The sequence below is a fragment of the Micromonospora profundi genome, from assembly GCF_011927785.1.
GTDB lineage: Bacteria > Actinomycetota > Actinomycetes > Mycobacteriales > Micromonosporaceae > Micromonospora > Micromonospora profundi.
Window position 1 is genome coordinate 2,127,330 of record NZ_JAATJK010000001.1, and the last position, 25,614, is coordinate 2,152,943.

Below are 25,614 nucleotides of genomic sequence, written 5' to 3' on the forward strand. Positions count from 1 at the left end.
TGCGAATAGTCGTGACGAAGGTGAGTTGGCAGCCATGCACCTGCTGGTCAGTACGGTTGGCCGCAGACCTTCCAGGCACCGTCCTCCTTCACCAGCGGGATCGCGCGCCGGTCGGTGAAGCCGCTGTCAAGCTTCAGGGCCATGCTCACGGTCCCCGAGGTGCGCCCGTTGACTGTCGACACGTTGACGCCGTTGACCTTGTGGCTCTGGATCTGTGGCTGTCTGGCGACGCCCCGGACGAATGCGTCCTTCGTGAAGCTTCTGCGCGTGTCGGTGCACAACAGCTCGTACGCCGCCGCCGCGTCGCCGGCCTCCAGGTCGCTCACGAACGACTCGGCGGCCTGTCGAGCCGGATCGGTTGCGGCTTTGAGGCCCTTGAACAGAAAGAAGCCGCCGGTGCCGACGCCGGCGCAGCACAGCACGACGACCACGCCTACGACGATCAGCACGGTCCGCAGCGTCCGTCGCTTGGGTGGTGGCGGGGGCACCTGGTACGGGTAGGTCATAGATAGCGACGGTAGGGGACGCGAGAAAGTCTCGATCCCCCCGAACGGTTGATCTTGTCGTGTCGGTTCGCCCGTCCGTTCGGTCGGGTGCGCGTCGGTACGTCCATCGGTGACCACCCGCATCGATGTTCCAAGGTGGACGGCCAGCCGGCACATATCGACGACCGGCTCCTCTGCTGTGCTCCTGCTGTGGCCCGGCTGTGGGTCGTTGGAGTTCAACTGCCCCCGATCAGCGGTGCCGCCGGCTCACCTCGCCCAGCACACTCCCGGAGGTGACCACTTACCCGGCGAAAAAGAAGATCGGCAATCTCGGTGCCGTTGGTATCGCCGCCGCGATCTCGGTCTTACTGTGCTGCGGCGTCGGCACCATCGGGGCGCTCACCACCGACGACAGTGACAAGAAGCCCACTGCGGCGGCCACACAGACCGCTCCGACGGCCAGCGACCGTCTCGCGGAGGACGCGAGCGCCACCCCGGACGCGCCGCCGTCGACGATCCCAGAGCCTGCCGCGTCGAGCCCGACACCGGGCCCGCAGGACACCAGTGGTGAGCCGACACCTCGGCCGATCGTGAAGCCGACGACCACCAAGCCCAAGCCGAAGACGACGACGGCAGCACCCAAGCCGAAGGCGACGACGGCAGCGCCGAAGCCGAAGCCCACGACGGCGAAACCGAAACCGCCATCGGTGGCAACAGTGCATCCCGGGTCGTTCTGCTCCAAGCAGGGAGCGCGTGGGGTGACGAAGACCGGTAAGCCGATGGTGTGTACGACCACCGCGACGGACTCCAAGAAGCGGTGGCGGGCGGCGTAGTCCCAGGCGACGACCGTCGGCGGGGCGGCGCGCGTCGTCCGTGCCACCCCGCCGGTGACCGTCGGGGATCTCACCCGAGGGCGATGACCAGCTTGCCGGTGGTGTGGCCGGTCTCCACGGCCGCCACCGCCTCCGCGCTCTGGTCGAAGGTGAACGTCCGTGTGATGTGCGGATCGATGGTGCCGTCCACCATCAGCGCGGCGACAGCCTCAAGCGACGTTCTGCCGAGCCGACGGTCCACGAACTCGCCACCCAGCTCACTCACCGTGTAGTCCGCGGCCGACAGCAGGTACTTGGCATCCTTCACCAGCCCGGCGACCGAGCGCAGCGAGTCGCCGCCGACGAGGTCGAACAGCCCGTCGACACCGGACGGCGCGAGCGCCCGCACCTGTCCCGGAATGTCGCCGGCGGTGTAGCTGGCGAAGGTGACGCCGAGCGCCTCGGCCACCGCCCGCTTGCTGTCGCTGCCCGTTCCGATGACAGTCAGTCCCCGTGCTCGGGCAAGCTGCGCGGTGGCGAGGCCGGTGCTGCCACCGACACCGTTGATCAGCAGTGTCGAGCCTGCCGGCAGGTCGAGCCGGTCGAGCCCGTCGAGGGCTGTCGTGCCGGAAACCGGTACTGTCGCCGCCCACTCGTAGGGCAACGACTCCGGCTTGCGGGCCGCGTTCTCCGCCGGCAGGACTGTCGTCTCGGCGTACGTGCCGGCGCCGCTGAGCGCGAACCCGAACACCGCGTCGCCCACCTTGAGATCGGTGACGCCGGCCCCGACCGCGAGAACGTCGCCGGCGGCCTCCATCCCCATCACCTGCGGGAACGGTACGTGCCCGTTGAGCGCCGGGACGGCGCCGTCGCGGAGCAGGTGGTCGAGGCGTGCCACCCCGGCTGCCCGGACCCGGATGAGGATCTCGTTGTCGGCGGGCTTCGGGTCGGGTCGATCGAAGTACTGCTGGACCTCGGGGCCACCGAATGCGTGGTAGCCAAATGCGCGGCTCATCGTCGCTCTCCTTCATGTGTGTTGACGACTGGCGACGCTATTTGCTGACGTTGACGTCAGAGGCAACATCGAGTGGTCCGGGTCACACGTCGGCGGGGGTGGGCCGGCGCTACTGTCGTTGCTGACGGTGACGTCAGAGGCAGGAACCGGCGCGGTGGGACGTACCGAAAGGGGTGATTGTGCGCATCGGCGAGGTGGCGGAGCGATCCGGGGTCAGCGTGCGCGCCCTGCGGTACTACGAGGAGCAGGGCCTGTTGCAGGCCGAGCGCAGCGCGAGCGGGCAGCGACACTACGGCGCGGCAGCGGTGGAGCGGGTGAACCTCATCCAGCAGCTCTACGCCGCCGGCCTGTCGAGCCGGGACATCCTCGAACTGCTCCCGTGCGTCTACACCGGCAGCGCCACGCCCGACATGATCGCCAGGCTCACGGCCGAGCGGAACCGCATCGACCGCCAATTGAGCGACCTCGCCGAGGCCCGGGAACGGCTGGACTCGGTTATCCGCACCGCCTACCAGCACCTGGAGCGGGACGCCGCTGCCTGAGGGCGCGCCGCCAGGCTAGGCGGCACCCTCGCCGAATGTCTCGCGCAGGGCCCGACCCAGCGGTCGGCCGGTCGTCGGCTCGATGAACAACTCGGCGAGCAGGAGGTCGGCGAGGTAGGTCGGGTTGATGCCCGACTCCTTGCGACCGAGGGCCTGGAGCGCGCCGCCGAGGCGCAGGGCGGCCTTCGCCGCGCCGGACGGCATCCGCGAAACCCGACGAGGTCGACCCACCGCCGCGGCGATGCGGCCGAGCATGTCGTCCCAGGTCAGGTTCTCGTCGGCCACCGGGATGTCGTCGCCGCTGGCCGCCTCCAGGGCATCCACCGTGACCTCGGCGACGCTGCGCGCCGAGGCTGCGGCGGTTCCGCCGGTGGGGGCGACCAGAGGTGTACGCGAGCGCGCCCACCGGTCCAGCGGCCCGGCCCAGTTGGGCAGCCGGTCACCGGCGCGGCCGAAGACGAACGGCAGTTCGAGGACGGCGACCGGCAGATCGGTGCCCGCGGCTTCCCGTCCTTCCCGGGCCTGTTCCACCCGGCACCGGATGTACGTGTGCCGCTCGGCGAGCCGCCACTGCGGATGCAACCTGTCGAAACAGGTGTAGTACGAGCCCATGACGACCCCTCGGGTGAGGCCCTCCAGGCGCGCGGCGGTGAACAGGCGCACGACCGGCTCGACGTTGTCGTGGCGGAACTGCGGATAGATCGGCTTCGGCAGCGGTCGTTGCTCGTCGGTGCGGGTGGCGTAGACGACGCCGTCGTGGTCGGCGAGCAGCGGGCGCAGGTCGTCGACCGAGGCGGCGTCCACGTCGACAAGGTGGTCGACACCCGGGCGGGCGGTACGCGCCACAGTGGTCGCGGCGTGGCCCCGCTCGCGCAGGACCTCCACGACATGCGCGCCGATCAGACCGCTGCCACCCACCACGAGAATCCGCACGATGCATCGTCCACTCTGGATACGGGTGGTTGTCAAGCAGTCATCGTGGTCGCTGCGGTCGGTTACCGGTGGAGGCGCTGGTTCCGCTCCTCGTCCGCCGCCGTGTTCTGCGTCGTCCAGAGCGCGAGCAGGCGCATGTTGTCGTGTGAGCTGCTGCCGGGATCGGTGTTGTAGACGAAGAGGGTCTGGTCGTCGTCGCCCGGCAGCGTCAGCGCCTCGTACCGGATGGTGATGGGTCCCACGGCGGGGTGGATCATGTGTTTGGTGCCGTGGGTCCGCTCGTGCACCCGGTGGTTGTCCCACCAGGTGCGGAACTGCGGGCTCTTGATTGTCAGCTCGCCGACGAGTTCGTTGAGCTGAGGGTCGTCGGGGAAGCGGCCGGCGTAGAGGCGCAGGGTGCCCACGACGTCGGCCGCCACTGTCGCCCAGTCGGTGTAGACCTCGCGGGCGGCGGGGTCGAGGAGGACCCACCGGGTGTAGTTGCGTTCGCGGGGCGGCAGTCGGGGCCAGTCGGTGAGCAGGGTGCGCGCCAGCAGGTTCGACGCGAGGACGTCGGTGCGGCGGCCGACGATGAACGCCGGGTGGTCGACCATCGAGGCGATCAGCTGGTGCATGGCGGGCCGTACCCGCTGCCCCGGCACGTCCCCGGTGCGGTGCCGGGCCGGCCGGGCCAGGTCGGCGAGGTGGGCCCGGGCGGCGGCCTCAAGCCGGAACACCCGCCCCAACGCGTCGAGGACCGCCTCCGAGGGGCTCGTGTGCCGGCCCTGTTCGAGGCGGGTGTAGTAGTCGACGCTCACCCCGGCGAGCTGCGCCACCTCCTCCCGGCGCAGGCCGCGGACGCGCCTGCCGGACTGCTCGACGAATCCCGCCGCCTCCGGCGTCGTGTCGGCGCGGCACTTCCGCAGGAAGTCTCCCAGCTCTGTCCGTCGCACCATGCCGTCAATCATCGCGCGCGTCGCGGCGAACGCCCAGGTGCTGGGTGGGCACGGCATTCCCCGGTACGGCTGGGCCCGGCCAGGGGTGTCCGAGCCCCCCGCCCCGCAGCAGCATGAAATGCGTTCCCGCAGTGCTCAGCGCTTCACAAGCTGCCACACCAGTCACAAGGAGAACTTCGATGGCCTACCCCACCACCCGACCCGCCACCTGGTTCGTCACGGGCACCTCCCGTGGGCTCGGCCTGGAGTTGGTCAAGCAGCTCCTCGAGCGGGGCGACAACGTCGCGGCGACGACAAGGTCGGCCGAGCGTCTCGACGCGGCCCTGGCCTCCGTGGACCGGTCCCGGCTGCTGCCGATCGAGGTGAGCCTCACCGACGAGTCGGCGGTCGCGGCGGCGATCGGCTCGACCGTCGAGCGGTTCGGCGCGATCGACGTCGTCGTGAACAACGCCGGCTACGGCTATCTCGCCGCCGTCGAGGAGGTCACCGACGCCGACGCCCGACAGATGTTCGACGTGCAGATCTTCGGACTCTGGAACGTCCTCCGTGCCGTGCTGCCGCACCTGCGCGAGCAAAGCAGCGGACACATCATCAACGTCTCCTCGATCCTCGGCCTGACCTCGTTTCCGGGCTGGGGCCTCTACTGCGCCGGAAAGTACGCAGTGGAGGGGCTCACCGAGTCGCTGGCCGCGGAGGTCGGCGGGTTCGGTGTGCGGGTCAACCTCGTGGAGCCGGGCTACATGCGGACCGACTTCCTGCGTACGGAGTCGCTCGGCCTGCCGTCGGGGACGGTGGCCGGCTACGAGTCGATCCGGGAGATGACCGAGGCGCACCTGGCGATGCCCGGCACCCAGCTCGGTGACCCGGTGCGGGCCGCGACAGCCATCATCGAGGTGGCTGCCTCGGGTGAGGCGCCGTTGCACCAGCTGCTCGGTTCGGATTCCTACTCTCTGGCCAGGGCCCGGATCGACTCGCTGACCGCCGACGTCGAGGCGGGTCGCGAGCTGGCGTACACGACTGACATTCCGCAGCAGAGCTGAGCGCCGCGGCGTGGGTCCGGCCTGGACAGTGTCCAGGCCGGACCCACGCGCTCCTAGCCGGTCAGGATGAACCTCTCCCAGGAGCCGACCGACGCGCGGTTGGCGATCAACGAGCCCGCTCCGGCGTTCTCGGCGGCCACGATCTGGTTGTTGACGGTGGCGCGAAGGCTGACAGTCCCGTCGGTGTTGGTGATGAGCTGGAACGTCTCCCACGCGCCGATCGTCGTGCGGTTGGCGACAAGTGGTTCGGTGCCCGCGTTCTCGGCGCAGACGTACAGGCCGCTCGCGCGGGACCGCAGGGCGATGGTGCCGTTGCCGGCGTCCACCCTGTCGAATTGCTCGGTCGACCCGACTGTGGCCTTGTTGGCGATCAGCGCGGTGGTGCCGACCGCCGACACGTACTGGTTGTTGACCTGCGCCCGCAGGCTGATCCCGGCGGTGCCGCCAGTGGTGCCCGTGGTGAAGGTGAACGCGTCGACGTCGAACAGGTAGCCGGACCCACCCTTGAAGACCAGGTACAACGTGGTCGTCGAGGCGGGCGGGTTGGTGATGGCGCCGGACACCTCGGTGAAGGTCTCCCAGTTGCCGGTCACCGGCACCGTGACGGTGCCCAGCAGTGTGCCGGTCGCCGATCCGGCACGGACCTCGATGGTGCCGCCGGCACCCGCCGACGACGCCCGCACGGTGAAGCGCGTCGCATTGGACAGGTTGTACGGCTGGTACGAGATCCAGTCGTTGTTCTCGATGAACCCGGCGGTGCGGCCACCCTCGGCGCTCGTGTGCTCGGTGACCTGGACACCCGACTGGGCGCCGAAGTGCTCACCCTGGCGGTGTTTCGGCTGCAGGGTCTTGATGCTGTGCGTGGTGAGCGCGCCGTTGTCGGTGTAGGCGGCGTCGAAGACGCCGTAGATGTTTGCCGCCGCGTCGTGCTCACCGTCCGTGGGTACGGTGATCGTGCCGCTGCACCCGTTCTTCGAGGTGATCTGGTGGGCGTGGCTGTCGTGGCCCAGCGCGTAGGTGAGGCTCACCCGGGCGCAGTCGATCGTCCCGTCCTGCGGGTCGCTCACCGAGATCTGGTACGGCACCGTGTCACCGAAGCTGAACAGCTGCCCGTCGGCGGGCAGAGTCAGCGACACCGTCGGAGCGGTGTTGCCCACCGTGACGACAAGGCTCGCCGTGCCGGACAGACCGGTCGGGTCGGTGACCTTCAGTGTGGGGCTGTACGTGCCGTTAGTGGTGTACGTCTTCGTAGGGTTCGCCGCCGTCGACGTGGTGCCGTCGCCGAAGGTCCACAGGTAGCTCAGCGCCCCACCCTCGGGGTCGGAGCTACCCGCCGACGAGAAGTTGATTGTCAGAGGGCTCGGCCCGGAGGTCGGGTTCGCCGAGGCGACAGCGATCGGGTTGCGGTTGCCGCCGCCGATGTACTCGATCCGGAACAGCGCCTGGTTGTTCGAGCCGGTGCCGTAGTCCAGCACGTACAGGGCGCCGTCCGGGCCGAAGGCCATGTCCATGACCTGCGTGCCGCTCCACGGGAAGTTGGAGATTTCGCCACGGGAGCCGTCGGAGTTGACGGCGATGGCCTTGATCCAGCGGCGGCCGTACTCGCCGGCGAAGAACTGCCCGTTCAGCGACGCGGGGAACTTGATGCTGGAGTTGAGCGACGCGTCGTACCGGTAGACCGGCCCGCCCATCGGGGACTCCGAGCCGCTGCCGAACTCCGACGGTGACCCGGAGTCTCCGGCGTACTTGATCCAGGCCGGCTTCGCCGCGGGCAGCGTGGTGAGGCCGGTGTTGCGGAACGAGTTGTTCGTCGGCCCGCCCGTGCAGTTGTACTTGGACTGCGACGGCCCGGACGGGAACGTGTATTCGTTGTATGTTTCCGTGCTCGTGTTGGTGCCCGTGCAGTACGGCCAGCCGTAGTTGCCGGGCGCCGTGATCCGGTTGAACTCGACCTGACCCTGGGGGCCCCGGCTGGAGTTCGTGGACCCGGCGTCCGGGCCGTAGTCGCCGAGGTAGACGACGCCGGTGGCCTTGTCGACGCTCATCCGGAACGGGTTGCGCAGGCCCATCGCGTAGATCTCGGGGCGGGTGTTGGCAGTCCCGGGCGCGAACAGGTTGCCCGACGGGATCGTGTACGTGCCGTCGGCCTGCGGTTTGATCCGCAGCAGCTTGCCCCGCAGGTCGTTGGTGTTGGCCGCCGTGCGCTGGGCGTCGAACTGCGGGTTGCGGTTGGTCCGCTCGTCAAGCGGCGCGTAGCCGGACGACTCGAACGGGTTGGTGTCGTCGCCGGTGGTCAGATACAGGTTGCCGGCGGCGTCGAAGTCCAGGTCACCACCGACGTGGCAGCACTGCCCACGGTCGTTGGCGACCTGGAGCACGATCCTCTCGCTGCCCATGTTGAGCGTGTCGTCGGTGTTGAGGGTGAACCGGGACAACCGCAGGTGCCCCTTCCACCTGTCCCAGTCCGACTGCGAGCCGGTGGTGGGGGCGTCCCCGGACGGCGTGCTCAACGTGGGGGAGTAGTAGAGGTAGATCCACCGGTTGGTGGCGAAGTTGGGGTCGACGGCGACGCCCTGCAACCCCTCCTCGTCGTGGGTGTAGACCGACAGCGTCCCGGAGACCTTTGTGTTGCCTGCCACGTCGGTCACCCGCAGGACGCCGTTGCGGGCGGTGTGCAGCACCGAGCGGTTGGGCAGGACGGCCAGGGACATGGCCTCACCGAGCTCCGCCGAGCCGGTGGCGAGCTTGACCTGCTGGTAGTCGGAGGCGGGGATCACCACCGCCTGGGCGGGGGTTGGTGCGGCAACGGCCAGGAGCACGCCCGCGGCGGCGGTGAACGCCGCGACGAGGGCCCGGGGCCAGCGCCGGGGGTACGAGAGCATGATCGTCCTTCCTCGACGACCAGGGCCGGGCGTGCGGGGGCGCACCACGGCCGGGTGGGGGTGGTGAGAGGCGAACCGGGGGTGGGGTCAGCCGGTGACGAGGTCGAACTTCTCCCACTGGCCGATCGAGGTCCGGTTGGCGATAAGCGCGGACGCGCCCGCGTTCTCGGCGGCGACGTACCTGTTGTTGACGGTGGCCCGCAGGCTCACAGTGCCGTCGGAGTTGCGCACGAGCTGGAACGTCTCCCACGCACCGGCGCTGGCCCGGTTGGCGATCAGCGCGGCGGCGCCGGCGTTCTCGGCGGCCACGAACTGCCCGTTGCTCTTGGCGCGCAGCGCGACGTTGCCGTTGCCCAGGTCGACCAGGTCGAACCGCTCGCTGGTGCCGATGGCGCTGCGGTTGGCGATCAGCGCGGTGGTGGAGTTCGGCGCGCTGACGTACTGGTTGTTGGCCCGTGCCCGCAGGCTCGATCCGCTGGGCGGAGGCGGCGGAGTGGTGGTGCGCGGCGAGCAGTCCGCCGTGACCGCGCCCGCGGCGACGCGCAGGCCGCCGAGCAGCATCTGGGTGAAGTTCGGGTCGCTGTAGGACGCCTCGGTGTGGCCGAGACCCGTGTACCAGGCCCGTCCGCCGCCGTACGCCTTGCACCAGGTGATCGGGTGGTCGCCGCTCATGTTGCCGCCGCTGTAGGACGACTCGTCGAGGCTGGCGAGGACCCGCACGCTCGACCGGGGGTTGGTGCGGTAGTTGTACCACTCGTCGGAGCGGACCCAGGTGTCGCCGAGGTGGGCGGTCGACGGGTTCGTCCGGTCCTCGATCCGTACCGTCGCGGTCTGGATCGCCGGGTGGGAGTCGAAGTACGCCCCGACCAGCCCGCCGTACCAGGGCCAGCTGTATTCGGTGTCGGCGGCGGCGTGCACACCGACGTATCCGCCGCCGGCGGCGATGTACGCCTCGAACGCCGACTGCTGGCTGGCGTTGAGGACGTCACCGGTCGTCGACAGGAAGACCACCGCCTGGTACTGGGCCAGGTTGGAGGTGGTGAACTGGCCGGCGTCCTCGGTGGAGGTCACTGTGAACCCGTTGCCCGCGCCGAGCTGCTGGATGGCCGCGATGCCGGTGGGGATGGACGAGTGGCGGAACCCGGCGGTCTTGCTGAACACCAGGACCTTTGTCAGGGGTGCGGCCGAGGCCGGGGCCGGAAGGGCGACGAGGCTGGCCAGCATCACGGCCAGGCCGGTGATGAGTGCCAACACACGGGGACGGGAACGCATGCTTGTGCTCCTCTGCTGAGCGGCGACCCCGGATGTGCCCGCGGGCACGCCAGGGCCAGGGTGGCGGTGGTGCGGAAGCCAAGCCGCCGATGCTCGGCCGAGGTGGTGTGGTGGTGCCCGAATGGCGCGCGTGGAGCCAGCCGACGGCTCCGAGCGACCATTGTGAGCGTTCACAGTATATCGATTGTCGTCGCTGAGGCAGTAAACCTCTGATGTATGAGCGTCGTCAAGCGCTCGCCTGGCGGCGTCCACGGGTTGGAATCCGACAGCGAACGAGAAGCGTCAGGAATCGGCCTCCGGGCGGACGGCACGCCAGTCCAGGCGGTCCCGGTAGAGGTGCCGTACGACGGTCCACCCGACAGCGAACGGTATGGCCCCCATCGCGACGCCGCCCAGGACGTCGGCGCCCCGCACGTCGAAGACGCCGCCCACGTCCCCGAACAGTTGGGCGACGGTCTGGAAGGCGACGTGGAAGCCGATGCCCGCCCAGATGTCGCCGGTCGCGGCGCGGAAGCCACCCAGCAGCAGCGCGAAGACGAAGAAGAGCAGCAGCCGGTCGGGCGACCGGGCGGCTCCGACGAGGAACCCGAACGCGGTGAACAGCGCGGCCTGCCCGACAGCCGCCTGCCAGGCCGGCAACCGGGTGGCGAGGGAGTGTTGCAGGTAGCCACGGAAGACCAGTTCCTCCGGCAGCGCCTCGTACAGGAAGACGAGCACGACAAGCAGGGCCGCCACGCGCACGGCGTCGCCCAGTGACGTCCGTAGGCTGATCTCGACCCAGCCGAGGCCGAGGCAGAGCGCGAGCCCGACGGCGGCCGGGACGAGCCAGCAGGCCATACCGAGCAGCAGGCGTCGCCAGCCGGCCCGCAGCGAGGGCAGCCCGAGCCCGGCCCACGGACGCCGGTCCAGCAGACGCCGGGCGGCCACCACAAGGGGTACGACGAGCGCCGTCGTGAGGACGGCCCGGACGACGTGGGTCGTGCGGCTGTAGTCACGGCCGAGCAGGGCGTCGTGATGGAGGAACAGCCACACCAGCACCGCGCCGGTGAACACGACGAGGACCCGCCAGTGCAGGGCGAGGCGAGGTCGGCCGCTCACCCCGCGCAGCGTAGCCACCGGGGTCAACGACAGAGGGTCAGTGACCCAGGACGAGGTACGCGAGGCCGACGACGCCGCGGTAGTCGCCGACGTACTGGCGTAGCCGGTCGTCGAGTTCGGCGCGGACCTGCGCCGCGCGGGGATCCTGCGGGTACGTCAGCAGCCACTCCTGCCGGCCCGCGAGCCAGGTGGACTCGAAGTCGTCCCACTCCCGCTGATCGGCGGTGCTCACGTGCAGCATCCGCCAGCCCCGCCCCCGGGCGGTCTCGACGAGGCCCGCGAGGTCCGTGATGTCCGCGCCGAAGATCTGCTCGGCCGCCGCCGTGGGGTCGCGTTGCCAGTAGGCGGTGCCGAACAGCAGCCGACCGCCCGGCCGGACCACCTTGGCCAACGCGTCGAGGGCAGCGCCGGTGCCGCCGAAGGCGTGCGCCGAGCCGATGCACAGGACCCGGTCGGCCGGCTCGTGCCAGGCGGCCGCTTCCCCCATCACGAAGGCGACGTGCCGGTTCAGCGACCGACCGGCGGCGAGTGCGCGCCCCCGGGCGAGGGCGGCCTCGTCGGTGTCGACGCCGACCCCCCTCGTCGCGACCGGGCCGGCCACACCACCGGCGGCGACGGCCCTGAGCAGCAGCTCACCCCAACCACACCCGAGATCGAGTACGCGCGCACCGGGCCGGACGTCGAGTCGTCGCAGCAGCAGGGCCGCGTGCTCCTCCGACAGCGGCGTGTTCCAGCGCATCCGCGCGTAGCGGCTGGTGGCGAGGTGGTCGGTGGATCGCATCGGATCAGGGTGTCAAGCCCTGATCAGCGGCGCGCACCGGGTCCGGTGTGGCGGGTGTGGCCGGGGCGGCGGCCAGCGCCTGGTAGTAGGACCGCATGGCCGGGTGGTAGTCGTCGAAGGCCGGCCGGGGCGAGCCGTCCCGGGAGGCGACGAGCATGTCGAGGTAGTACTCCCATCCCGCACCCGTCTCGGCGACGCCGTCGAGGGTGGTGAGGTGCTGGGTGAACCGCAGCTGGGTGGTGCCGTCGGTCTCGGCCAACGCCATGTCCAGCAGCCAGGCGCCGTAGCTGTCGACCATCGACACGGCGAGGTGTCGCTGTGGTTCGCACTCCTCGATGCGGACCTCGCACCAGGGCTGCTCCTCCTCGTACGCCATCTGGACCCGGATGGTCCGGCCCGGCGCGGCGTCGCCCTCCCAGGGGCCGAACCAGCGGGCGGTGCGTTGCGGCTCGGTCAGGCTGGCCCACACGTCCGCCACCGGTGCGCGGAACGTGCGGGTGAGGACGAGATCATGGCCGGTGGCGGTGCGGAACAGGCGTCCGCCTGGTGTGCGGGTCATGCCGTGTGCTCCCTTCGGTGCTCCGCCGGGCCGCGGGCGCGGCTCTCTCGGCGGGTGCGATAGACCTCGGTCTCCAGCGCGTCGAGGTGCCGCTCCCACGGCGCGGGCGTGGCGAGATCGGCGAGCCAGTCGAGCAGTTCGGCGAGCGGGCCGGTGTCGAGCCGGTAGATCCTCCTGCGGCCGACAAGGTCGTCGCGGACCAGTCCGCACTCGCGCAGCACGCGCAGGTGGCGGCTGATAGCGGGTCGGCTGATGGCGAACTGCGTGGCGATCTCGCCCGCGGGCAGCGGCGCGTCGCGCAGCAGGGTCAGGATGCGTCGCCGCACCGGGTCCGCGATCGCGGCGGCCACCTCGTCCACCCGGAAAGTGTAACCCATCGGTTACGCATAATTTCTGTGGAGATTTCCAACACTCCCAGTCGCTCCCGTCGATGGTGGCGACATGATCACCTGACCTGGCACTCTTGAACGTATGCCAGCAGCCCTGCTCCGATTCCGCATGTCCGACTGGACTGTCGCCGTGCCTGTGCTCGCGGTGCTCATGCTGGTCGTGACCTGGGGACGAGAACTTTCCGGCCCCATCGTGGTGGTGGTGGCGGCGCTGCTGGGCGGTGCGGTGCTCGCGGCCGTGCACCACGCCGAGGTGGTCGCGCACCGGGTGGGAGAGCCGTACGGGTCACTGGTGCTCGCCGTCGCGGTCACCGTCATCGAGGTCGCACTGATCGTCACGTTGATGATCAGCGGGCCGGAGAAGACGCAGTCGCTCGCCCGGGACACCGTCTTCGCCGCCGTCATGATCACCTGTAACGGCATACTCGGCCTGTCGCTGCTGCTCGGAGCACTCCGCCGACGGGTGGCCGTGTTCAACCCGGAGGGCACCGGCGGGGCGCTGGCCACCGTGATCACCCTGGCCACCCTGAGCCTTGTCATCCCGACCTTCACCACGGCCCGGCCGGGCCCGGAGTTCAGCCCGGCCCAGCTCGCCTTCGCCGCCGTCGCCTCACTGGCCCTGTACGGGCTGTTCGTGCTCGTGCAGACCGGCCGGCACCGCGACTACTTCCTGCCGGTCGACAGCCGGGGCAAGGTCATCGAGACGGAGGAGCACGCCAAGCCGCCCACGAACCGCGCGGCGCTGGTCAGCCTCGGCCTGCTGCTTGTGGCACTGGTAGCGGTGGTCGGCGACGCCAAGACCGTCTCACCGACCATCGAGGCCGCCGTGGCGGGGGCGAACCTGCCGCACGCGTTCGTCGGCGTGATCATCGCGCTGCTGGTGCTGCTGCCGGAGACACTGGCCGCCGGCCGCGCCGCCCGCCGCGACCGCGTCCAGATCAGCCTCAACCTGGCGCTCGGCTCCGCGATGGCAAGCATCGGCCTGACCATCCCGGCCATCGCGATCGCCTCGATCTGGCTGGACGGGCCGCTGCTGCTCGGCCTCGGCGGCACCCAACTCGTCCTGCTCGCGCTCACCGCTGTGACAGCGGTCCTGACAGTGGTCCCGGGCCGGGCCAACGTGTTGCAGGGTGGCGTGCACCTGGTGCTGCTGGCCGCCTTCGTCTTCCTTGCCGCCAGCCCCTGATCCCGCCTCGTTCACGGAGGGGTTCCCGGTTGCTCAGCCAGGAACCCCTCCGTCCGTCTCTGCCGGCGGATCGTCGGCGAGGCGGTCCGCGCGGGCGTTCAGGTAGCGCTGCTGGGCAAGGTTCGTCGACAGCGCCGCCGCCAGCCGGTACGCCTCGCGCGCCGCGACCCGATCACCCTCGGACTCCCACAGGTGCGCGCGGGCGGCAGGCAGCCGCGGATCGTCGGCCAACCGGGCGTCGCCGGCCAACCCGGCCAGGAGCGCCAGGCCGGCCCGCGCGCCAGTGCTCATCGCCACCGCCACCGCGTGGTTGAGCGCCACGACCGGGTTGTCGGCGAGGCCGAGCAGCACCTCGTACAGGGCGGTGATCTGCGCCCAGTCGGTGGCTGCCGCGTTCGGCGCCTCGTCGTGCACCGCAGCGATGGCCGCCTGCAGCTGGTACGGTCCGACGACCCCGCGCGGTAGCGCCTCGGTGATCAGGGCGACCCCCTCGGCGATCTGATCGGCCCGCCACCGGCTGCGGTCCTGCTCCGCCATCGGCACCAACTCGCCGTGCGGGCCGGTGCGAGCGGGTGCGCGGGCATCGGTGAGCAGCATCAACGCCAGCAGCCCCAGGACCTCAGGGTCGTCGGGCAGCAGCCGGTGCACCAGACGGGCCAGCCGGATCGCCTCGGCGGTCAGGTCGGCACGCAGCAAACCGGGGCCGGCGGTGCGCGCGTACCCCTCGGTGAAGATCAGATAGAGGACGTGCAGCACGGCGGCGAGCCGGTCGGCGCGCTCTGCGCCGATCGGCGGTGCGAAGCGCAGCCCGCTGTCGCGGATCCGCTGCTTGCCCCGGCTGATCCGCCGGGTCATCGTCGCCTCCGGCACCAGGAACGCGCGCGCCACCTCGGCGGTGCTCAGACCACCCACGGCCCGCAGCGTGAGCGCGATCTGCGAGGCAGGTGTGAGCGCCGGATGGCAGCACAGGAACAGCAGGATGAGCGTGTCGTCGGCGTCCTCCGGCGGCCGGTCGGCGGGCGGCGCCAGCCACCGCTCCGGCGGTGTCCACCGCGCCACCGTGTCCTCCCGCCGGATCCGGGCCTGGTCACGACGCAACAGGTCGGTAAGCCGCCGCGACGCCACGGTGATGAGCCAGCCGCGCGGATTCTCCGGTACGCCGTCGCGCGGCCACCCGTCCGCCGCCGCGATCAGCGCCTCCTGCACCGCGTCCTCGGCGGTGTCGAAGTGCCCGAAGCGGCGGACGAGCGCGCCGAGGACCTGCGGCGCCAGGCTGCGCAGCAGGTCCTCGACGGGTGTTTCCGGCACCGGTCAGCCGCCCAGGTCCTCGACGCCGTCGAGCACCGGCCGCACGTCCACGTACGCGCCGGGGGTGCCGGGGTCGACAAGGCCGGCGGCGATCTCGGTGGCCCGGTCGAAGCTGGCGCACTCCACGACCGTGTAGCCCGCGAGGACCTCCTGCGTCTCCGGGTACGGACCGTCGGTGACCACCGGCGCGCCGTCGCGCACCTGCACCCGGCGGGCGTGCACCGGCTCGCTGAGCCCTCGGGCGTCGACGAGTTCCCCGGACTCGGCGAGCGTCTGATGGAACGTCTCCATGTGCTTGTGCATGGCCGCGACCTGCTCGGCCGACATCGCCGGCCGGTCGGAGGCCCGACCCGCCAGCACGTCGTAGTCCCGCTGCGACCCGTAGAGCAGAATCATGTACTTCATCGTGTTTGCCTCCTCCTGTTCCGGGCGGGGGCCCGGCGTCCGTCACAGGAAACGTCGAACCTCAGACCCGGTCCCCGGACACGCTCGCCCCATCCGATTTGTTGACCATGCGGTTGCCGTTCCGACACGCCGGGGAAGATGCCGACAACCTCATGATCAGGGGACCGCAGGGGTGGTCGTGGGGGGATTAGGTTGGCCTCGTGGAGACCGTGTGGGTGGTGGTCGGGGTTCTCGCGGTTGTCGCTGGCGCGGCGTACGGGGTTGTCGTCTGGCGGGGGCGTAACGCCGGTGGGATCGGGGACGACGACCGTGCGGCTGGGCGGGACGCCCGGGCTCGGCAGCAGCGGTACGAGGCCGAGCGGCACGGCGGCCAGGGCGACACCTGGCAGCGCGGCCGCGATTCCAGCGGCTGAACAGGCGGTCCATTGTGCCTGCCGGTGGCAGGCGTCAGGCGTCCGTGGGATGCAGCGTGCGCAGGGTCGTGAACCGTCTGCCCGTGCCGCTCGTGTAACTGGTGACGGGCTTGGCGGTCGTGTCGTCGGGGTATTGCCCAGCGCGACACCGACGACCTGGGGAGGCGCAGTGGGGGCACGATCAGGACGCGACGCCCGAGGCGCGTTGGCCGCTCTGGTGGTCGCCGCGCTGGTGTCGCTCGCCTGCGCCGGCGGTGGGTTGACCGAGCCGCAGGCGGAGCGCCCCGCGCCGGGCCAGTCCCCGGCGTCGCCGGGGGCGGACACCACCCGGGCCGACAGCACCACGAGCGTGGCCGAGTTCGAGCAGGACGTCGCCGACGCGCAGGCGGTCGCCGAGCGCTACTGGGCCGCCCAGTTCAAGGCGTCCGGGCAGCGGTTCGAGCCGATCCGGCGGATCATCCCGTACCAGCGGGAGGGCGAGGTGTCCTGCGGCGGCCAGCCGTTGCCCCGCAACAACGCCGTCTACTGCTCGCGGGGCGACTTCATCGCGTACGACGTCAACTGGTCGGTGGCGGCGTTCCGCCAGGTCGGTGACGCGTTCGTGTTCTACCTGCTCGGGCACGAGTACGCGCACGGCATCCAGGTGCGGCTCGGGATCAACTACAGCTTCACCATCCAGCAGGAGTTGCAGGCCGACTGCATGGCCGGCGCGTACCTCGGCGACTCGGTGCGCTCCGGTGCGCTGACCCTGGCCGAAGGCGACCTGGAGGAGTTCCGGGAAGGAGTGGCGGCGGTCGGTGACGACCCCGACCAGCCGTGGTTCGCCGAGGGCTCGCACGGCACCTCCGAGCAGCGCACCGACTCGTTCTTCCGGGGATACGAGCGTTCGCTGAAGGCCTGCGACCTCGGTTGATCGGGTGTCCAGCCCGGCAAAGCGGCGTTAACCGGGTCACCTCGGCGTCCGTCGCCGGCACCGGTCGTGACCGACCCTGGCAGGATCGCCGATGTCGCCCACGACCCTGGAGGACCCGCTGAGCAGCCATCACCCCGCCGCAGTGCTCTTCGACATGGACGGCACGCTCGTCGACAGCGAGAAGCTGTGGGACGTCGCGCTCCAGGAGTTGGCCCGGGAGTACGGCGGTGAGCTTTCCGAGGACGGCCGGCGGTCGATCACCGGCACCAGCATGGCCGAGTCGATGCGCATCCTGCACGACGACCTGGGCCAGCCCGAGCGGGACGCGGAGATCAGCGCGGCGTGGATCAACGCCCGGATCCTGGAGCTGTTCCGCACCGGGCTGCGCTGGCAGCCGGGCGCGTTCGCCCTGCTGGGCGCGGTCCGCGCGGCGGGCATCCCCACGGCGCTCGTCACCTCCAGCGGCCGTGCGCTTGTCGAGATCGCCCTGGACACCCTCGGTCGGGACAACTTCGACGCTGTGGTCTGCGGCGACGAGGTGGTGGCCGCCAAGCCGCACCCCGAGCCGTACCTGACGGCGGCTCGACTGCTCGACGTACCGATCGAGCGGTGCGTGGCGATCGAGGACTCGGCGACCGGTGTGGCAAGCGCGCTCGCGTCCGGCGCGGCGGTGCTTGCCGTACCGGAGACGCCTCTGCCCGACACGGCAGGCGTACACCAGGTGGAGAGCCTGACCGGCGTGGACCTGGACGTGCTCGCCGGGCTGCTCGCCGACCGAGCCGGCGCGACCGGCTGATTCAGACGTCAGGAGAACCCTGGCCGCAACAGCAGAGGCCCCCGATCGCGATCCGATCGGGGGCCTCTGCTGTTGCCGGTCAGTCGTGGGCGATGGCGCCCAGGACGTTGATCCGGGCCGCACGCACGGCGGGCAGCACCGCGGCCACCACCCCGATGATCGCGGCGAGACCGAGGAAGACACCCATCTGCCCCCACGGCAGGATCAGGTCGGTGATCCCGTCGTCCTTGAGCGCCTCGACCACGGCCGCGCCTAGACCGGCGCCGACCACCACGCCCAGCAGCGCGCCGAACACGGAGATCACCACCGCCTCGACCGTGATCATGGCCATGGTCTGCCCACGGCGCAGGCCGATGGCCCGCAGCAGGCCCAACTCGCGGGTCCGCTCCAGCACCGACAGCGCCAGGGTGTTGATGATGCCCAGCACGGCGATCACGATGGCAAGCGCCAGCAGGATCTGGATCATCGTGAGCAGCCCGTCGAGCTGACTGGTCTGCTGCTCGATGAACGCGTTCCGGTCAGCCACCGACACCTCGGGGCTGTCCGCGAGCAACGACTCCACCTGCGGCTGTACGTCGGCAACGGCGGTGCCGGGCGCCAGCTGGATGTACCCCTGGAAGGGCTGCGGGATCGCGAAGTCCTTCGCCGCCGTCACCGGAAGCACCACAGGGTTCAACAGCTGCCCGGACTCGTAGATGCCGCTGACCGTGTACGTCCGCGCCTCGCCCCGGGTCAACTGCACGTCGACAGTCGAACCCACCGACCAGCCACGCGAGGCGGCAGTGTCGGAACTGGCGAGCATCTGCGTCGGCCCGAGCCGGTCGATGTCACCGGCGGTCGGCTTGGCGCTGAAGATCTGCCGCAGCGACGCGATGTCGCTGCTGGCCCCGACCCAGGTGCTCTCGCCGTTGAGCTTCGCCATGTCGCCGTACTCGCCGGTGACCATCTGCACGCCGGGCAGAGTCTTGGCCTGGTCCAGCACCGCCGGGTCGAAACTCGGCGGGCGCGGGCCGCCCTGGCTCCCGGCGATCACCAGCTCGGCCTTGATGCTGTCCTGGGCGAGCGCGCCGATGCTGCCCTTGGCAGAGTCGAGGATCACCGTGACGCCTGTGACAAGCGCGATGCCGACCATCAGCGCGGCGGCCGTGATCGCGGTGCGGCGCGGGTTGCGCCCGGAGTTGAGCCGGCCCAGCTTGCCCGGCACCGACCAGGAGAAGATCGCCCCGAGCAGGCTCACCACCGGCCGGCTGAGCAGCGGGGTCAGCAGCGCAACCCCGATGAAGGCGAACAGCACCCCGCCCAGGATTGTCGTCAGGGTCTGGCCGCCGGCGTTGCCGCTGAGCCCGAGGAAGAGCAGCACGGCGCCGATGCCGGTGACCACCGACCCGGCCACGGTGACCTTGGTCAGCGGCCGGTCCGGTGTGGCCACGTCCTGCATGGCGGCGATCGGCGGAATCCGGGACGCCCGCAGCGCCGGCAGCAGCGCCGCCACCACGGTGATCACCAGGCCGACGGCGAACGAACCGATCACCGCCGACGCGGGCACACCGACCCCGGCCAGGGCGAGGCCACCGGCCAGCTTGCCGAACAGGAACGCCAGCAGCGCGCCCACGCCGATGCCGGCGGCCAGGCCGAGCACCGAGGCGATGAGCCCCACGGCTATCGCCTCCAGCACCACCGAGCCGATGATCTGCCGGCCACTGGCCCCGATGGCGCGCATCAGCGCCAACTCCCGGGTCCGCTGCGCGACGATGATCGAGAAGGTGTTGAGGATCAGGAAGGTGCCCACCAGCAGCGCCACCGCGGCGAAGCCGAGCAGGATCTTGTTGAAGAAGGACAGGCCCTCCTTCAGGCCGTCCGCGGCCTCCGCGGCCAACTGCTCGCCGGTCTTCACCTGGAAGTTGGCGCCGAGGGCACCGGCCAGGTCGTCGCGCAGCTTCTCGTCGGAGACCCCACCGGCAGCGCGCACGGTGACGCTGCTGAACACGTCCGGCTCGCCGAGCATCAGCCGCTGCGCCACAGGCGTGGTGAAGAAGACCTCGTTGGCGCCACCGATCGAGTCCCGGTCACCGCTGTAACCGAAGATGCCGACCAGGGTGAAGTCCCGCTTCTTCGACTCGAACGCGGTGAGCACGCCGACCTTCTGGCCGACCTGCACCTTGGCCGCTGTGGCAAGCGCCTTGTTGATGACGATCTCGTCGTCGGCCTGCGGGGCGCGCCCCTCGCGCAGCCGCAGCAGCTCGCTCTCGCCGGTCCAGTTCTCGCCCAGCTGCGGCGGACCGAACGAGCTCACCACCTTGCCGTTGCTGCCGATGATCCGGGCGCCGTCGGCGGCGACGACGCCGGTCGCCGACGCCACCCCCGGCACCTGCTTGACCTGCTCCACCACCGAGGCCGGCAGCGGATTGGCGGTCTGTTCGCCCTCGAACTCGTCGACATCCACCTTCGGTTTCGCCGCCACGTTCACGTCGATGTCCGAATAGGCGTCGGCGAAGGTCGAGTCGAAGGAGCGGCCCAGCGTGTCGGTGAGGACGAAGGCACCCGAGACGAACATCACGCCGAGCACCACCGCCAGCCCGGACAGGATCAGCCGGACCTTGCGGGCCAGCAGACTCTTCAGTGTCGCCCGGAACATCAGTTGCCCACCTCAGCGGGAGTGTCCAGCTTCTTCATGGTGTCCAGCACCGTCTCAGCCGTCGGCTCGATCAACTCCGAGACGATCTGCCCGTCGGCGAGGAAGACCACCCGATCGGCGTACGCGGCGGCGGTCGGGTCGTGGGTGACCATCACGATGGTCTGCCCGTGCTCGCGGACCGAGTTGCGCAGGAACGCCAGCACCTCCGCGCCGGAGCGCGAGTCCAGGTTGCCGGTCGGCTCGTCGGCGAAGATCACCTCAGGGCGGGAGACGAGCGCCCGCGCGCATGCCACACGCTGCTGCTGGCCGCCGGAGAGCTGCGCCGGCCGGTGATCCAGCCGGTCCCGCAGGCCGACAGTGTCGATCACCGTGTCGTACCAGGCCGGGTCGGGCTTACGCCCGGCGATCGACAGCGGCAGCAGGATGTTCTCCTTGGCGGTGAGCGTGGGCAGCAGGTTGAACTGCTGGAAGATGAACCCCACCTTGTCCCGGCGCAGCTTCGTCAGCCCCGAGTCGCCCAGGCCGGTGACGGTGGTCTCGCCGATCGCCACAGTCCCCCGGGTCACCGAGTCCAGGCCCGCCAGGCAGTGCATGAGCGTCGACTTGCCGGAACCCGACGGGCCCATGATCGCGGTGAACTGGCTCCGTTCGAACTCCGCGCTGACCCCCCGCAGCGCGATGACCTGAGCCTCGCCGCTGCCGTACACCTTCCACACGTCGTTCGCCCGGGCCGCGGCCTGCGCGTGCTGGCCTACCGTCGCGGTCACGTCATCTACCTCTTCCGTCTGTTCCGTCTGTCAACACCGCGCCGCCCCCCGATGGTCCGGCGCGGCAGCTCCATTCTCGGCGCTGGTCACGCCGATCCTGTCCGCCCATGGGCGGACCCGGAGCGGATTTCCGGCTGCGGGTGCACCCCCATGCCGGGTCAGGGTTGCCCCTGACACGACGGCCGGTCGAGCGGATTCCCACCGCCGCAGTCGAGCCTTCCGCCTCACGTCACAGGAGGGTCAACAGCGCCGGGCCGTCTCCGGTCACGGTATGTGACCGCGGCAACCCGGCCGTCCCCCCACGGTGTGATCCTCTGGTACGCCGAGCGGGGTAGTCGCCGGACGGCGCCTACGCCCGGGGTCGGACCAACCCCGACTCGTACGCCAGCACCACCGCCTGCACCCGGTCGCGCAGACCCAGCTTGGTCAGCACGTGCCCGACGTGCGTCTTGATCGTCGTCTCGCTCACCGACAGCGCCGCCGCGATCTCGGCGTTGGACAACCCGCGCGCCACCTGCACGAGCACCTCACGCTCCCGCTCGGTGAGCGCGCTGAGCGCCGACGACGGGGTCGCCGTCGGGTCGGGCAGCAGGTCGGCGAAGCGCTCCAGCAGCCGCCGCAGGATCCGTGGCGCCACCACCGCGTCCCCGCCGGCCACCGTGCGGATAGCCGCGATCAACTCCTCCGCGGGTACGTCCTTGGACAGGAACCCGCTGGCACCGGCGCGCACCGCGCCCACCACGTACTCGTCCAGGTCGAACGTCGTCAGCACCAGCACCCGGACGGGCAGCCGGGTGTCGACGATGGCCCGGGTCGCGGCGATCCCGTCCATCCGGGGCATCCGGACGTCCATCAGCACCACGTCGGGCAGCAGCCGACGGGACAGCTCCACCGCCTCCACACCGTCGCCGGCCTCGGCCACCACGTCCAGGTCGTGCTCGGCGCCGAGCACCATGCGGAACCCGGTACGCAGCAGCGGCTGGTCATCGGCGAGCAGGACCCGCACCGGCCGCCCGGACGCTGCCCGATCGATCATCTCGCCTCCCGTTTCCGCGCCGACGCCTCGTCCCGACGCGCCTGTCATCGTCCCGATGCACCGGTCGTCGTCTCGACGCACCGGCATCGTCTCGACGCGCCGGTCGTCGGTTTGACGCAACGGTGCGTCGCGGACGCGTACCGGTGCGTCGCGGACCACCGTAGAGACAGGCCGCTCGCCGTGTCCCGACCGGCCCGGCACCGTCTCAATCGGGCGCGCGGCCGTCCAGCTGTGGTGGGCGCCCGCGGGCCGTCACTCGTCGGCGCCGGGCGCCACCGGAGCGCTCCGGGCGTCGCGTAGCGGATCGGGGGCGGCCAGCGCGACCGGGAACGGCGGCGGGGTTCCCCCGAAGCTGGGGCACAGGGCCTGGTGGCTGCACCAGTCGCAGAGCCGGCTCGGCCGCGGCCGGAAATCCTGCCGGGCGGTGGCCTGCTCGATGGCCCGCCACAGCGCCACCACGGTGCGCTCGAAGCGGACCAGCTCGTCGGCGTCGGGCGTGTAATCCAACACCTCGGCGTCGCGCAGGTAGAGCAGTCGCAGCACCTTGGGCACCACCCCCCGGGTGCGCCACAGCACCAGGGCATAGAACTTCAGCTGGAACAGTGCCCGCGCCTCGAACGCCTCCCGCGGGGCGCCACCGGTCTTGTAGTCGACCACCCGCAGCGCGCCGTCCGGGGCGACGTCGAGGCGGTCCAGGTAGCCACGGATCAGCAGCTCGTCGTCGACAACCGCCGAGATCAGGCTCTCCCGCTCGGCCGGCTCCAGCCGGGTCGGGTCCTCCACCGCGAAGTAACCCTCCAGCAGCCCCGCCGCCGAGCGTAGGAACTCCACAGGGCCGGCGGGCTCCGCGCCGTCGAAGATCGCGGCCAGCTCCGGCTGCTCGGTGACCAGCCGGTCCCACTGGGGGGCCACCAGGTCGCCGGCCGCGGCCGGGGTGCGGCCCTGCGCGGGCAGGTCGAACAACCGTTCCAGCACGGCGTGCACGAGGGTGCCGCGGGCCTGCTCGATGGTCGTCCGCTCAGGCAGACGGTCGATGCTGCGGAAACGGTAGAGCAACGGGCACGTCTTGAAGTCCGCCGCCCGCGAGGGGGACAGCGAGGCCCGCACCGTCGGCGGCGTCTGTGCCGAGGAGGTGGGCTTGGGGCTGGTGACCGGTTCCGCCGTCATGTGCGCAAAGGGTAGGGCACCCGTATGACACCGACCGCCGCCCGCCCGGCGTACGGCAGGTCCGTAGCATCGTGGCGATGGAGCAGACATCTCGGCCGGCGCGCCGGCCCGACCGGTCCGACCGGCGTCCCGGCCTGAGCGTGGGCCGGGTGTTCGGGGTTCCGCTGCACCTCAACGTCTCGATGCTCCTGCTCGCCGTGCTGGTCGCCGTGCTCTACGCCGAGTTCGCCCGCCGGCAGCTGGACCTGTCGCAGATCAGCGGCTACCTGATCGGCTTCGGGTTCGTGGTGTCACTGCTCGGCTCGGTGCTGCTGCACGAGCTGGGCCACGCGCTCACCGCCCGGCGCTACGGCATCGGTGTGCGCGGGATCACCCTGGAGCTGCTCGGCGGGTACACCGAGATGGACCGCGACGCCCCGACGCCCCGGATCGACCTGCTCGTCTCGCTTGCCGGCCCGGCGGTCTCCGCGGTGCTCGGCGTCCTCGCGGTGGCCGCAACCCTCGCACTGCCCCAGGGCACTGTGGCCCACCAGCTCGCCTTCCAGCTCGCGCTGAGCAACGTCATCGTCGCGCTGTTCAACATCCTGCCCGGGTTGCCGCTGGACGGCGGCCGGGCGTTGCGCGCCGCCGTGTGGGGCCTGACAAGCGACCGTCACCGCGGCACCGAGGTCGCCGGCTGGGCGGGGCGTGTGGTCGCCGTCGGCACCGCCGGCCTGGTCCTGCTGCTCACCCTGGCCGACTTCCTGGCGCCCCTGGCGCTCCCACTGATGCTGCTCGTCGCACTCACCCTCTGGCGGGGTGCCGGGCAGTCGATCCGGTCCGCCCGGGTGAGCCGCCGATTCCCGCTCATCGACCTGTCCCGGCTGGCGCGACCGGTCTGGCCGGTGGCCACCGGCACGCCGCTGTCCGAGGCGCAGCGCCGCCGTGCCGAGGGCGGGCAGCCGGCCGCCGCGCTGCTGGTCACCGACTCCACAGGCCGCCCGGTCGCGCTGGTCGACCCGGCCGCCGCCGCGGCCGTACCCGCCGAGCGTCGACCCTGGTTGGCGGTGGACGCCGTCGCCCGGTCCCTGGGCACACTTCCCACCCTTCCGGTCGGGCTGGACGGGGAGCGGGTGATCGAGGCAGTGCAGACCCACCCGGGCGCGCAGTACGTCGTGACGGCAGGCGAAGATGTCGTCGGCGTTCTGCACATCGCGGATCTGGCGCAGCTCCTCGAACCCAACCGGAAGATGACATCGTGACCGCAATTCCCTCCACCGTCCCGGCCGCCGCCCCGACGCTGACACCCGTGCACCGCGGCCCGTTCCGGCCCGGCGACCGGGTGCAGCTGACCGACCCCAAGGGGCGGATGCACACCGTGACGCTGGAGCCCGGCAAGGAGTTCCACACCCACCGCGGCATCCTGGCGCACGACGCGCTGATCGGGCTGCCCGACGGCAGCGTGGTGACCACCTCCGGCGGCGGCACCGCCTTCCTGGCGCTGCGCCCGCTGCTGTCGGACTACGTGCTGTCCATGCCGCGCGGCGCCCAGGTGATCTACCCGAAGGACTCGGCGCAGATCGTCGCCATGGGTGACATCTTCCCCGGCGCGAAGGTCCTCGAGGCCGGCGCCGGATCGGGCGCGCTCAGCTGCTCGCTGCTGCGGGCCGTCGGCACCGAGGGCGAGCTGCACTCGTTCGAGCTGCGCGACGACTTCGCCCAGATCGCCAAGCGCAACGTCGAGGCGTTCTTCAACGGGCCGCACCCGGCGTGGCAGCTGCACGTCGGCGACGTCGCGCAGTGCCAGGAGACCGGCTTCGACCGGATCATCCTGGACATGCTCACCCCCTGGGAGACCCTCGACATGGTCGAGCGGGCGCTGGTGCCCGGCGGCGTGTTCATCGGCTACGTGGCCACCACGCCCCAGCTCTCCGAGCTCGTCGAGGCGCTGCGCGAGCGCGGCGGCTGGACCGAGCCGCGCGCCTGGGAGTCGCTGGTGCGCGACTGGCACGCCGAGGGCCTCGCCGTCCGCCCGGACCACCGGATGATCGCGCACACCGCGTTCCTCGTCTCCGCGCGCAAGCTGGCCCCGGGCGTCACCGCGCCGCCGCGCCGTCGCAAGCCCAGCAAGGGCACCGAGGCGTACGCGCAGCGCCGCCAGGACCTGCGGGAGGCCGAGGCCGCCCGACAGGCCGCAGCCGCGCAGGCGGCCGGCGCGCAGCCCGACGCGACGGGGGAGATGGAACGGCCGTGACCATCGAGTTGG

At 71.0% G+C, this 25,614-nt stretch carries 25 protein-coding genes; 8 read left to right on the forward strand and 17 right to left on the reverse strand.

Going from position 1 to position 25,614, the window contains the following annotated elements:
• Positions 1-47: 47 nt before the first annotated feature.
• From F4558_RS32410 to F4558_RS09285, 3 genes are all read right to left on the reverse strand, one after another.
• Complete coding sequence (locus tag F4558_RS32410; RefSeq protein WP_082377754.1) at positions 48-662, reverse strand: Rv0361 family membrane protein; 615 nt, start codon at positions 660-662, stop codon at positions 48-50.
• Positions 663-786: 124 nt separating this feature from the next.
• Positions 787-1,392: a hypothetical protein gene (locus tag F4558_RS09280; RefSeq protein ID WP_157553095.1), complete on the reverse strand. Its 606-nt coding sequence runs from the start codon at positions 1,390-1,392 to the stop codon at positions 787-789.
• On the reverse strand, positions 1,389-2,312 hold the full coding sequence (locus F4558_RS09285; RefSeq protein ID WP_053661388.1) for an NADP-dependent oxidoreductase: 924 nt from the start codon (positions 2,310-2,312) through the stop codon (positions 1,389-1,391). The genes F4558_RS09280 and F4558_RS09285 overlap by 4 nt, the downstream gene beginning before the upstream one ends.
• A 179-nt stretch (positions 2,313-2,491) precedes the next feature.
• On the opposite strand from F4558_RS09285, the gene F4558_RS09290 reads away from it, so the two are divergent.
• Positions 2,492-2,854, forward strand: a complete 363-nt coding sequence (locus tag F4558_RS09290; protein ID WP_053661386.1) for a MerR family transcriptional regulator — start codon at positions 2,492-2,494, stop codon at positions 2,852-2,854.
• 15 nt (positions 2,855-2,869) lie between these two features.
• Here F4558_RS09290 and F4558_RS09295 read toward each other — a convergent pair whose 3' ends face one another.
• Together F4558_RS09295 and F4558_RS09300 are read right to left on the reverse strand one after the other, a co-directional pair.
• Positions 2,870-3,823, reverse strand: a complete 954-nt coding sequence (locus F4558_RS09295; RefSeq protein ID WP_209273236.1) for an NAD-dependent epimerase/dehydratase family protein — start codon at positions 3,821-3,823, stop codon at positions 2,870-2,872.
• 26 nt (positions 3,824-3,849) lie between these two features.
• On the reverse strand, positions 3,850-4,722 hold the full coding sequence (locus F4558_RS09300) for a helix-turn-helix transcriptional regulator (RefSeq protein ID WP_053661382.1): 873 nt from the start codon (positions 4,720-4,722) through the stop codon (positions 3,850-3,852).
• A gap of 179 nt (positions 4,723-4,901) precedes the next feature.
• Here F4558_RS09300 and F4558_RS09305 point away from each other — a divergent pair, with 179 nt between their 5' ends.
• The gene (locus tag F4558_RS09305; protein WP_053661380.1) at positions 4,902-5,762 is read left to right on the forward strand and encodes an SDR family NAD(P)-dependent oxidoreductase; all 861 of its coding nucleotides are present in this window, start codon (positions 4,902-4,904) and stop codon (positions 5,760-5,762) included.
• A 53-nt stretch (positions 5,763-5,815) separates the two neighbouring features.
• Here the strand turns inward: F4558_RS09305 and F4558_RS09310 are convergent, their stop codons facing one another.
• The 6 genes from F4558_RS09310 to F4558_RS09335 form a co-directional block, all read right to left on the reverse strand.
• Positions 5,816-8,644 (reverse strand): PQQ-dependent sugar dehydrogenase, encoded by a 2,829-nt coding sequence (locus F4558_RS09310; RefSeq protein ID WP_053661378.1) that lies wholly within the window; start codon positions 8,642-8,644, stop codon positions 5,816-5,818.
• Positions 8,645-8,731: 87 nt separating this feature from the next.
• Entirely contained in the window at positions 8,732-9,916 is a 1,185-nt protein-coding gene (locus tag F4558_RS09315; RefSeq protein WP_053661376.1) for a ThuA domain-containing protein, read from the reverse strand.
• Between the two features lie 282 nt (positions 9,917-10,198).
• On the reverse strand, positions 10,199-11,014 hold the full coding sequence (locus tag F4558_RS09320) for a CPBP family intramembrane glutamic endopeptidase (protein ID WP_053661374.1): 816 nt from the start codon (positions 11,012-11,014) through the stop codon (positions 10,199-10,201).
• A 37-nt stretch (positions 11,015-11,051) separates the two neighbouring features.
• Positions 11,052-11,795, reverse strand: a complete 744-nt coding sequence (locus F4558_RS09325; RefSeq protein ID WP_053661372.1) for an SAM-dependent methyltransferase — start codon at positions 11,793-11,795, stop codon at positions 11,052-11,054.
• A gap of 4 nt (positions 11,796-11,799) precedes the next feature.
• Positions 11,800-12,354, reverse strand: coding sequence for an SRPBCC family protein (locus tag F4558_RS09330; RefSeq protein ID WP_053661370.1), 555 nt, complete (start codon positions 12,352-12,354; stop codon positions 11,800-11,802).
• Entirely contained in the window at positions 12,351-12,731 is a 381-nt protein-coding gene (locus F4558_RS09335) for a metalloregulator ArsR/SmtB family transcription factor (RefSeq protein WP_053661368.1), read from the reverse strand. Before F4558_RS09335 ends, F4558_RS09330 begins: the two co-directional genes overlap by 4 nt.
• Positions 12,732-12,825: 94 nt before the next feature.
• Between F4558_RS09335 and F4558_RS09340 the strand changes: the two genes are divergently transcribed.
• Positions 12,826-13,929, forward strand: coding sequence for a calcium:cation antiporter (locus F4558_RS09340; protein WP_197281690.1), 1,104 nt, complete (start codon positions 12,826-12,828; stop codon positions 13,927-13,929).
• A gap of 33 nt (positions 13,930-13,962) precedes the next feature.
• On the opposite strand, the gene F4558_RS09345 is transcribed toward F4558_RS09340, so the two are convergent.
• Together F4558_RS09345 and F4558_RS09350 are read right to left on the reverse strand one after the other, a co-directional pair.
• Entirely contained in the window at positions 13,963-15,237 is a 1,275-nt protein-coding gene (locus F4558_RS09345) for an RNA polymerase sigma factor (protein WP_053661366.1), read from the reverse strand.
• 3 nt (positions 15,238-15,240) lie between these two features.
• Positions 15,241-15,642, reverse strand: a complete 402-nt coding sequence (locus tag F4558_RS09350; protein WP_053661364.1) for a YciI family protein — start codon at positions 15,640-15,642, stop codon at positions 15,241-15,243.
• 200 nt (positions 15,643-15,842) lie between these two features.
• Here F4558_RS09350 and F4558_RS09355 point away from each other — a divergent pair, with 200 nt between their 5' ends.
• The 3 genes from F4558_RS09355 to F4558_RS09365 all read left to right on the forward strand — a co-directional run bounded on the left by F4558_RS09355 (position 15,843) and on the right by F4558_RS09365 (position 17,764).
• Positions 15,843-16,055, forward strand: coding sequence for a hypothetical protein (locus tag F4558_RS09355; protein ID WP_167943799.1), 213 nt, complete (start codon positions 15,843-15,845; stop codon positions 16,053-16,055).
• A gap of 169 nt (positions 16,056-16,224) precedes the next feature.
• Complete coding sequence (locus tag F4558_RS09360; RefSeq protein WP_053661362.1) at positions 16,225-16,968, forward strand: neutral zinc metallopeptidase; 744 nt, start codon at positions 16,225-16,227, stop codon at positions 16,966-16,968.
• Positions 16,969-17,110: 142 nt separating this feature from the next.
• Positions 17,111-17,764 (forward strand): HAD family hydrolase, encoded by a 654-nt coding sequence (locus F4558_RS09365; protein WP_053661450.1) that lies wholly within the window; start codon positions 17,111-17,113, stop codon positions 17,762-17,764.
• Positions 17,765-17,843: 79 nt separating this feature from the next.
• Here F4558_RS09365 and F4558_RS09370 read toward each other — a convergent pair whose 3' ends face one another.
• The 4 genes from F4558_RS09370 to F4558_RS09385 all read right to left on the reverse strand — a co-directional run bounded on the left by F4558_RS09370 (position 17,844) and on the right by F4558_RS09385 (position 23,369).
• Positions 17,844-20,399, reverse strand: coding sequence for an ABC transporter permease (locus F4558_RS09370; protein ID WP_167943800.1), 2,556 nt, complete (start codon positions 20,397-20,399; stop codon positions 17,844-17,846).
• A complete protein-coding gene (locus F4558_RS09375) occupies positions 20,399-21,166 on the reverse strand; it encodes an ABC transporter ATP-binding protein (RefSeq protein ID WP_053661358.1) in 768 nt (255 codons plus the stop codon). The genes F4558_RS09370 and F4558_RS09375 overlap by 1 nt, the downstream gene beginning before the upstream one ends.
• 349 nt (positions 21,167-21,515) lie before the next feature.
• Positions 21,516-22,202, reverse strand: coding sequence for a response regulator (locus F4558_RS09380; protein ID WP_167943801.1), 687 nt, complete (start codon positions 22,200-22,202; stop codon positions 21,516-21,518).
• Between the two features lie 252 nt (positions 22,203-22,454).
• Positions 22,455-23,369 (reverse strand): RecB family exonuclease, encoded by a 915-nt coding sequence (locus F4558_RS09385; RefSeq protein ID WP_167943802.1) that lies wholly within the window; start codon positions 23,367-23,369, stop codon positions 22,455-22,457.
• A 149-nt stretch (positions 23,370-23,518) separates the two neighbouring features.
• Between F4558_RS09385 and F4558_RS09390 the strand changes: the two genes are divergently transcribed.
• A complete protein-coding gene (locus tag F4558_RS09390; RefSeq protein ID WP_053661447.1) occupies positions 23,519-24,610 on the forward strand; it encodes a M50 family metallopeptidase in 1,092 nt (363 codons plus the stop codon).
• Complete coding sequence (locus F4558_RS09395) at positions 24,607-25,602, forward strand: tRNA (adenine-N1)-methyltransferase (protein ID WP_053661354.1); 996 nt, start codon at positions 24,607-24,609, stop codon at positions 25,600-25,602. Before F4558_RS09390 ends, F4558_RS09395 begins: the two co-directional genes overlap by 4 nt.
• Positions 25,603-25,614: the final 12 nt, after the last annotated feature.

What these genes read in the sequence shown, in the direction of transcription:
- F4558_RS09325 (WP_053661372.1), bottom strand. Translation starts at nt 11,795, where the DNA reads ATGCGATCCACCGACCACCTCGCCACCAGCCGCTACGCGCGGATGCGC.
- F4558_RS09340 (WP_197281690.1), top strand. Translation starts at nt 12,826, where the DNA reads ATGCCAGCAGCCCTGCTCCGATTCCGCATGTCCGACTGGACTGTCGCC.
- F4558_RS09350 (WP_053661364.1), bottom strand. Translation starts at nt 15,642, where the DNA reads ATGAAGTACATGATTCTGCTCTACGGGTCGCAGCGGGACTACGACGTG.
- F4558_RS09370 (WP_167943800.1), bottom strand. Translation starts at nt 20,399, where the DNA reads ATGTTCCGGGCGACACTGAAGAGTCTGCTGGCCCGCAAGGTCCGGCTG.
- F4558_RS09285 (WP_053661388.1), bottom strand. Translation starts at nt 2,312, where the DNA reads ATGAGCCGCGCATTTGGCTACCACGCATTCGGTGGCCCCGAGGTCCAG.
- F4558_RS09330 (WP_053661370.1), bottom strand. Translation starts at nt 12,354, where the DNA reads ATGACCCGCACACCAGGCGGACGCCTGTTCCGCACCGCCACCGGCCAT.
- F4558_RS09305 (WP_053661380.1), top strand. Translation starts at nt 4,902, where the DNA reads ATGGCCTACCCCACCACCCGACCCGCCACCTGGTTCGTCACGGGCACC.
- F4558_RS09335 (WP_053661368.1), bottom strand. Translation starts at nt 12,731, where the DNA reads ATGGGTTACACTTTCCGGGTGGACGAGGTGGCCGCCGCGATCGCGGAC.
- F4558_RS09385 (WP_167943802.1), bottom strand. Translation starts at nt 23,369, where the DNA reads ATGACGGCGGAACCGGTCACCAGCCCCAAGCCCACCTCCTCGGCACAG.
- F4558_RS09300 (WP_053661382.1), bottom strand. Translation starts at nt 4,722, where the DNA reads ATGGTGCGACGGACAGAGCTGGGAGACTTCCTGCGGAAGTGCCGCGCC.
- F4558_RS32410 (WP_082377754.1), bottom strand. Translation starts at nt 662, where the DNA reads ATGTGCCGGCTGGCCGTCCACCTTGGAACATCGATGCGGGTGGTCACC.
- F4558_RS09380 (WP_167943801.1), bottom strand. Translation starts at nt 22,202, where the DNA reads ATGATCGATCGGGCAGCGTCCGGGCGGCCGGTGCGGGTCCTGCTCGCC.
- F4558_RS09310 (WP_053661378.1), bottom strand. Translation starts at nt 8,644, where the DNA reads ATGCTCTCGTACCCCCGGCGCTGGCCCCGGGCCCTCGTCGCGGCGTTC.
- F4558_RS09315 (WP_053661376.1), bottom strand. Translation starts at nt 9,916, where the DNA reads ATGCGTTCCCGTCCCCGTGTGTTGGCACTCATCACCGGCCTGGCCGTG.